Below are 6,500 nucleotides of genomic sequence, written 5' to 3' on the forward strand. Positions count from 1 at the left end.
GGCTTACGACGCTAACGCAGCATCGCCATCAACTCCTCCGGCGAGCGATGCTGTTTCAGTAAATCCCGCATCACCCGCATATGCGGCGAGGAGTAGTTAAAAAAGGTCTGGTAGCCCTCGCAAAGCCGGTTTTTCCCCTGGCTATCCCGATGCTCAGGGCATCCGCCGCCGCAAAATCGTAATAAAGAGCACTTCTGACATTCAGCGCTTAGCGGCGCCTTGTCCGGCGCTTCAGCGCCATTCCTGCCGCCGCACCACTGCTGTAGCGTCTCATCAAAAAGGCGAACCGAGATACGCTGAATATCTTCACGTACCCAAATATCAAATACGCTATTTAAAAACCGCCCCCAGTCTGCTGAACACAATGAATCCTCGGTCAACATTCCGTTCCGGTCATGTTCCAACAATGGGATAAAATGGACATTGCGAATGCCGAGCCGTTGTAAGTTACGGTACAGTTGCTGAGGGCGCTGGCTATTCTGGCGATTTACGACAACCTGAATCTGGTCATCACTCACGACAATGTCCTGACGTCCTGTCATATAAAATTCCCGATAAATGCAATAAGTTGGCGAATATGGGTAACAGCAAACAGGATTGCGAGCGACAACACCGCGAGGGAGATCAAAAATTTGTCACGCACGACATGAGTTTCGGAAAAATCGCTATGCGCGACATCCATCAAATTACGACTCAGGGTATAACGCCAAAGAATCACCGCCACTATCGCCAGAACGCTGATCGACACCCAGAACAAGAACCCCGCCTGATGCCAGTGGTGCCTGACGGCTAATGCCATTAACGCCCCGTATCCCAGCAGCGTGCGAAACCAGGCCAGCGACGTACGCTCCGGTTGCAGTCCCGGATCGTTCTGCCGACGGGCTTTACGACTATCCGGCATACAGTACCAGCCCCATCACTATCACCGCGACAATCATCAAAATAACGCTGATGATCAACAGGCTATGGGTATAGGGCAAATCCTCTTTCAGACGCATCGCTTTTTCATTACGTAACCAGCGTAGATAGCCATAAATCGCCAGGCCGCCCGCAAACAGACACAACAGTAGCGCCAGCAGTTCACGGATCACCGGCGTGGCAAAATCCGGGGCGAGCTGATCAAGACCGACGCCTGCCGCCAGAAATCCCAGCGAGGTGCGAATCCACGCCAGAAAGGTGCGCTCATTTGCCAGTGAGAAGCGGTAATCCGGCGCTTCTCCGAGGCGGGAAATCTTCATGACGACTCCTTTTACGTTCTTATGTATTCCCGTTCGTTTTCAGAATACCACTCACGTTGTTGCTGATATGCTTCACATTATCCCGCAGCAAGGGAATCTTATTGCAAAATAACTGTAGTTCACTGGTGATGCGTTTCGGCGCAACCGCGCTCATTGCCGCTATTTTTCATTTCAGTTACGACCTTTTTCAACGCCACCGCCAGGAAAGGCATTATTGCCGGATTAAAAGCTGAAAAACTACCCGTCGCGACGAAAAAAAAGGCGATGAAGATTGATAACTAACTGAAAAAAATTGGAATTATGCTCGTTGCCATTACGCTGATTAGCACGTTCATTGAGGAAAGAGATAAGAAGAAGAGCAGAAGTGTGACCGGTGCGGCGCGCGTTATCCAGCCTGGATTTAACACAGTGCATAGGCCGGATAAGCAACGCGCCATCAGGCGCTAACCCATTCCCCAAAAAATCACCGCCAGCAGTTGTGGCGTGATAATACGCAGGAACATCACTAACGGATAGACGGTCGCGTAAGAGAGCGCCGCCGCGCCGCTGGTGGCATGAAGATTGTTGGCAAATGCCAGCGCTGGCGGATCGGTCATCGAACCGGCCAGCATCCCGCACAGCGTCAGATAGTTCATTTTGGCAAAAATCCGCGCCAGCAGACCGACGGTAATCAACGGAATAGCGGTGATGAAAATACCGTAGCCAATCCAGCTTAATCCTTCGCCCTGCGTCAGCGTATCGACAAAATCGCCGCCGGATTTCAGCCCAACGACTGCCAAAAACAAAACGATGCCTAACTCACGCAGCGCGAGGTTGGCGCTCGGCGGCATAAACCAGTACAGCTTACCGATGCTGCCGATACGCCCCAAAATTAGCGCCATGATTAGCGGCCCGCCGGCCAGCCCCAGTTTTAACGCGACCGGGAATCCCGGCACAAACAACGGGATTGACCCAAGCAGAACCCCTAATCCGATGCCGATAAACACCGGCAGCATCTGCACCTGCTGGAGTTTTTGCTGCGCGTTGCCGACCACATTGGCTACCGCATCAATCGAGGCTGGACGCCCCACCAGATTGAGAATGTCGCCAAACTGCAGGCTGGCGTCGCTGCTGGCGACCAACTCAACGCCCGCGCGGTTAAGACGGGAGATAACCACGTCATAACGCTCTTTAAAGTGCAAATCGCGGATACGTTTGCCGAGCACTTTTTCGTTGGTGACGACCACACGCTCGACGCGTAAATCCGTGCCGCGCGTCGACAACGAGGTGTCCACTTCCTTGCCGATCACCAGTTGCGCGTTATGCAGGTCGGTAGATTGGCCGACGAGGTGCAGCAGGTCGCCTGCCTGGATAATCGTCCCCGGCGACGGCACCATCAGCGTGTCGTCGCGTTTCAGGCGTGAGCAAATGATTTTATCGCTGTTCAGGATCGGCACATCCTGGATAGCCATATTATTGAGGTTCGGATTCTCGACACGGATATTCATTGTTTGAATTAATGTATGACCGTTAGCGAGAGAGGATTCGTGCTTCTGCGCCTCCGCCTCGACGTTAACGCGAAAAATCAGCCGCATCAGCCACATGGTGAGCAAAATACCGCAGATGCCAAACGGATACGCCATCGCATAGCTCATCCCCATCTGATCCACCAGATCCACTGGCGTTCCCAGATCGCGCAGGATTTGCTGACCCGCCCCTAACGCAGGCGTATTGGTGACTGCGCCGGAGAAAATCCCCAGCACCACTGGCAGCGGAATAGCGAAAATTTTATGCAGAATCGCGGTGACCAACCCGCCCATAATCACAATCAGAACAGCAAACAGATTGAGGCGCAGCCCGGAAACGCGCAGCGAGGCGAAAAACCCCGGCCCCACCTGTATGCCGATGGTATAAACAAAAAGGATCAGGCCGAATTCCTGGATAAAGTGCAGCATATCGCCGCTCAGCGTCACCCCAGCCTGATCGACGAAGTGGCCGACGATAATACCGCCGAACAGAACACCGCCAATACCAAAGCCGACACCGCGCACTTTAATGTTGCCGATCCATAAACCGACAACCGCCACCAACGCCAGAACGCTGACCGTCAATGCGATATCACTCATCTTCTCTTCCCTGTGAGTAACATTTCAATTTATAGGGATTATGACTGAACCGTTAAGGCATATATACAGCATGGCGCACATTCTCATGTTACAAAACCGCCCAGACGTCCTGACTTCGGCAGCGTCTTACCCTTTTTCGTGGCATAAAAAAGCCCCGCCATCTCTGGCGGGGCAAGGCAAGGAGCTCATTAGCTATTTAATGCGGAGCGTTCGTTAATGGCGATACGCTGCGGCGCAATGGTTTCCGGCTCGTTGCGGGTTAAATCAATATGCAGCAGGCCGTTGGTAAACGTCGCGCCGGAAACTTCCATATTTTCAGCCAGCGTAAAGCTCAGGCTAAAAGGCTGCATGACCAGGCCCTGATGTAACCATTTGGGCTCGTTTTCCGGCTGTTCCGGCGTGCCTTTCACCGTCAGGCGCGTGCCTTCCAGTTGAATATCCAGATCTTCCTGACGGAAACCGGCTAACGCTAAGGTAATGCGATAATGGTTATCGTCGCTTTTTTCGATGTTATAGGGCGGGAAGCTCTGGCTTTCGCCGCTGTTTTGCAGCGCATTGGCCAGCTTGTCAAAACCGATCCATTGACGCAGCAGTGGGGATAAATCGTAGTTACGCATAATCATTTCTCCTTCTAAGAAGCGAGTTTTTACCTTCACACTTTACGTGCGAATATGCTCCCTGACGGCGAGCATGGGATGACAGGCCGCGCAACGCGACCCGACGGAATCAGTTAATTTCGATACGGCGCGGTTTGTTCGCTTCCGGAATCACGCGCTCCAGTTCGATATACAGCAGCCCGTTGACCAGGTTTGCGCCGCGAACGTGAATGTTCTCCGCTAACTGGAACTTACGTTCAAAGTTACGCTCGGCAATGCCCTGATACAGGTAAGTACGTTCTTTCTGCTCGTCCGCATGAGCGCCTTTTACCACCAGTAAATTATCCTGGGCAGTAATCTCCAGTTCGCTTTCCGCGAAACCGGCAACGGCAATGGCGATGCGGTAGTGGTTTTCGTCTACCAGCTCAACGTTGTACGGAGGGTAGCCGCCATTACTTTGGCTTTGGTTATTTTCAAGCAGGTTAAACAGACGGTCAAAACCAATGGCAGAACGGTACAACGGGGATAAATCAAAGTTACGCATAATCATAAACTCCTGAAATCAGCGAGAATGTCAGACCTTCCATCATGGACAGGCCAGGATTGCCAGAACACCCATCAGGCGTGCCCTTCTATTCACTACGTCTTATAAATGGGTCTGAATACGTACTTTTCAAGTATTTTAATCCGACTTTTTTTTGCAGTTTATTGGCTATTGCATAGACTGGTTGGGACAGCACTGATTGTTAAAGTGCGATTACCGCCACAGTGCCACGTACTGGTGATGTTATTTTTAGCAACGGATCGCTATAACTCATCATGCAAATAACGACAACCAACAGATGAATGAGTGATGATAAAAAACGTGTGGTTAACGCTGATAATATGGAATGGGATGCTTTTATTAAGCGGTTGTTCAAGCGTCATGTCGCACACCGGCGGTAAAGAAGGCACTTATCCTGGCACGCGCGCCAGCGCTACGATGATCGGTAACGATGAGACAAACTGGGGCACCAAATCGTTGGCCATCCTGGATATGCCGTTTACCGCCGTGATGGATACGATCCTTCTGCCGTGGGACATCTTCCGCAAAGACAGTTCGGTAAGATCGCGCGTCGAGAAAAGCGAGGAGGAGACGAAAATGACCAATGCCGTCATCCCCCCGGCGAAGATGCCTCCTCCCTGATTTATCGCCCGGTTTCCGTCACCCATAGCTGACGGAACCCTTTCACCTCTTCCATCCATGCGACGTGTCGCCCATCCGGTGAAAAAACGACGGCGTCCGCAGACGGCGGGTTGTCGTGCCTGGCGGTTAAGAAGTCGATCCTCCCACTTTGTGCGTCGCAGCAGGCAATCCGGTTTTCCAGCACCAGTCCCAGCCATTTACCCGACGGATGCCAGTTAAACGCTGACTGTACGCCGGTCGCATGATGCGTTAACTGCCGGGGCTCGCCTCCCTGCGGCGATATCAGCCACAGTTGCGCTACGCCGTTATCGTCCCGCATCAAAAAGGCGATCGCCGTCGCCTGCGGATTACTGCGGACCCAGTGGCGTGGTTCGTTAGTGAGTCCAGGATAAACACGCTGGTGAGTAAAGGTAAGACGCCGCTGAACTACGCCCAACGGCGGCGATGGCATCGTTGATTCGGTTCCCGTCAGCGGCGTGTCGCCTGCCTGTTTCCAGCCGTTTTCATGACACGGTAAATCGACAATAAACAGCTCCGGGACTTTTTTGCCCGTCAGCGACAGCGTATCGCCAATAAAGGCGATCTGGCGGTTGCCCACCCAGCCCTCTTCATAGGCGCGGTTAATGTCATCGCTGCCAGGTCTCGGCGCAGGCGTCGTGCGGCTAACCAGTACGCACCAGTAGCTACCGCTGTATTCGCGCGGATGCTGAACCGGCACCGTTACTGGCCCATACGGCACGGCCACGCCGACATTACGTAGATCCAGCGCCGGATCTCGCTCATGCAGAACGTGGTCATTATAGGTAAAACTCACCAGCTCGCCGTTCGGGCTAAACACATGGACGTGGCTGCCGCCGCGCAGCGCGCCGGGAGTATACGGCGCAGTAATATCCATCGCATCGAGGTTAGTCACGCCCCCCGGCGTTGCAATAACGCCCCGGCGGTGGTGGAAATCGTAATGCCACGTCTCATCAGGGTTTTCAGGGCCATGAATAAACACATAGTGATTGTCGGCAGGATGCACCGTCACCACACCGACATGCGCGCCCTGCACGGCGCGATAAATCACCTCCACGTCGCCGGTATGCACATTGACACGCTCAATGGTCTTGCCCGTAAATGACGCGCCTGAAGGCCGTACATCAAAGACCAGCCACTGGCTGTCAGGTGTCCAGGTATTGGTGTTGGTAAGCTGGTGATGGCGCGGCGTAAAGGTGATTTGTTTCATGAGATGTCCTGATAAGAGACGATGCTCGCCATCATACTTCACACGGGCTTTACTTTCAGGCTTTAGCGTATCATTGGGATAACCAGGCCCGGTGGCGCCACGCCACCGGGCCGTCAGGGCATTATTTCTCCTGCGCCAGCCGGATAC

At 53.3% G+C, this 6,500-nt stretch carries 8 protein-coding genes and 1 other annotated feature; of the genes, 1 reads left to right on the forward strand and 7 read right to left on the reverse strand.

The window, feature by feature from the left end:
* Positions 1–11: 11 nt before the first annotated feature.
* The 6 genes from ACLD4F_RS17725 to ibpA all read right to left on the reverse strand — a co-directional run bounded on the left by ACLD4F_RS17725 (position 12) and on the right by ibpA (position 4,483).
* On the reverse strand, positions 12–542 hold the full coding sequence (locus ACLD4F_RS17725) for a radical SAM protein (protein WP_000147831.1): 531 nt from the start codon (positions 540–542) through the stop codon (positions 12–14).
* The gene (locus ACLD4F_RS17730) at positions 539–901 is read right to left on the reverse strand and encodes a DUF202 domain-containing protein (protein ID WP_001113454.1); all 363 of its coding nucleotides are present in this window, start codon (positions 899–901) and stop codon (positions 539–541) included. The genes ACLD4F_RS17725 and ACLD4F_RS17730 overlap by 4 nt, the downstream gene beginning before the upstream one ends.
* On the reverse strand, positions 891–1,238 hold the full coding sequence (locus ACLD4F_RS17735; protein WP_000703964.1) for a YidH family protein: 348 nt from the start codon (positions 1,236–1,238) through the stop codon (positions 891–893). The genes ACLD4F_RS17730 and ACLD4F_RS17735 overlap by 11 nt, the downstream gene beginning before the upstream one ends.
* Positions 1,239–1,681: 443 nt before the next feature.
* Positions 1,682–3,343, reverse strand: coding sequence for a putative transporter (locus tag ACLD4F_RS17740; RefSeq protein ID WP_063916960.1), 1,662 nt, complete (start codon positions 3,341–3,343; stop codon positions 1,682–1,684).
* A 188-nt stretch (positions 3,344–3,531) separates the two neighbouring features.
* Positions 3,532–3,960: a small heat shock chaperone IbpB gene (gene ibpB, locus ACLD4F_RS17745; protein ID WP_001246919.1), complete on the reverse strand. Its 429-nt coding sequence runs from the start codon at positions 3,958–3,960 to the stop codon at positions 3,532–3,534.
* A 109-nt stretch (positions 3,961–4,069) separates the two neighbouring features.
* The gene (gene ibpA / locus ACLD4F_RS17750; protein WP_001532742.1) at positions 4,070–4,483 is read right to left on the reverse strand and encodes a small heat shock chaperone IbpA; all 414 of its coding nucleotides are present in this window, start codon (positions 4,481–4,483) and stop codon (positions 4,070–4,072) included.
* Positions 4,477–4,550, reverse strand: a sequence feature (ROSE (Repression Of Heat Shock gene Expression) occurs in the 5'-region of heat shock genes and acts as an RNA thermometer to modulate expression.). It overlaps the preceding gene by 7 nt.
* A gap of 242 nt (positions 4,551–4,792) precedes the next feature.
* Here ibpA and ACLD4F_RS17755 point away from each other — a divergent pair.
* Positions 4,793–5,125: a YceK/YidQ family lipoprotein gene (locus ACLD4F_RS17755; protein WP_001581211.1), complete on the forward strand. Its 333-nt coding sequence runs from the start codon at positions 4,793–4,795 to the stop codon at positions 5,123–5,125.
* Between the two features lies 1 nt (position 5,126).
* Here the strand turns inward: ACLD4F_RS17755 and ACLD4F_RS17760 are convergent, their stop codons facing one another.
* Positions 5,127–6,353 (reverse strand): DUF3748 domain-containing protein, encoded by a 1,227-nt coding sequence (locus tag ACLD4F_RS17760; protein WP_000809945.1) that lies wholly within the window; start codon positions 6,351–6,353, stop codon positions 5,127–5,129.
* Between the last annotated feature and the right edge of the window lie 147 nt (positions 6,354–6,500).

The organism is Salmonella sp. 741265050_HSA, assembly GCF_046569445.1.
In the GTDB taxonomy this organism is placed as follows: Bacteria; Pseudomonadota; Gammaproteobacteria; order Enterobacterales; family Enterobacteriaceae; genus Salmonella; species Salmonella enterica.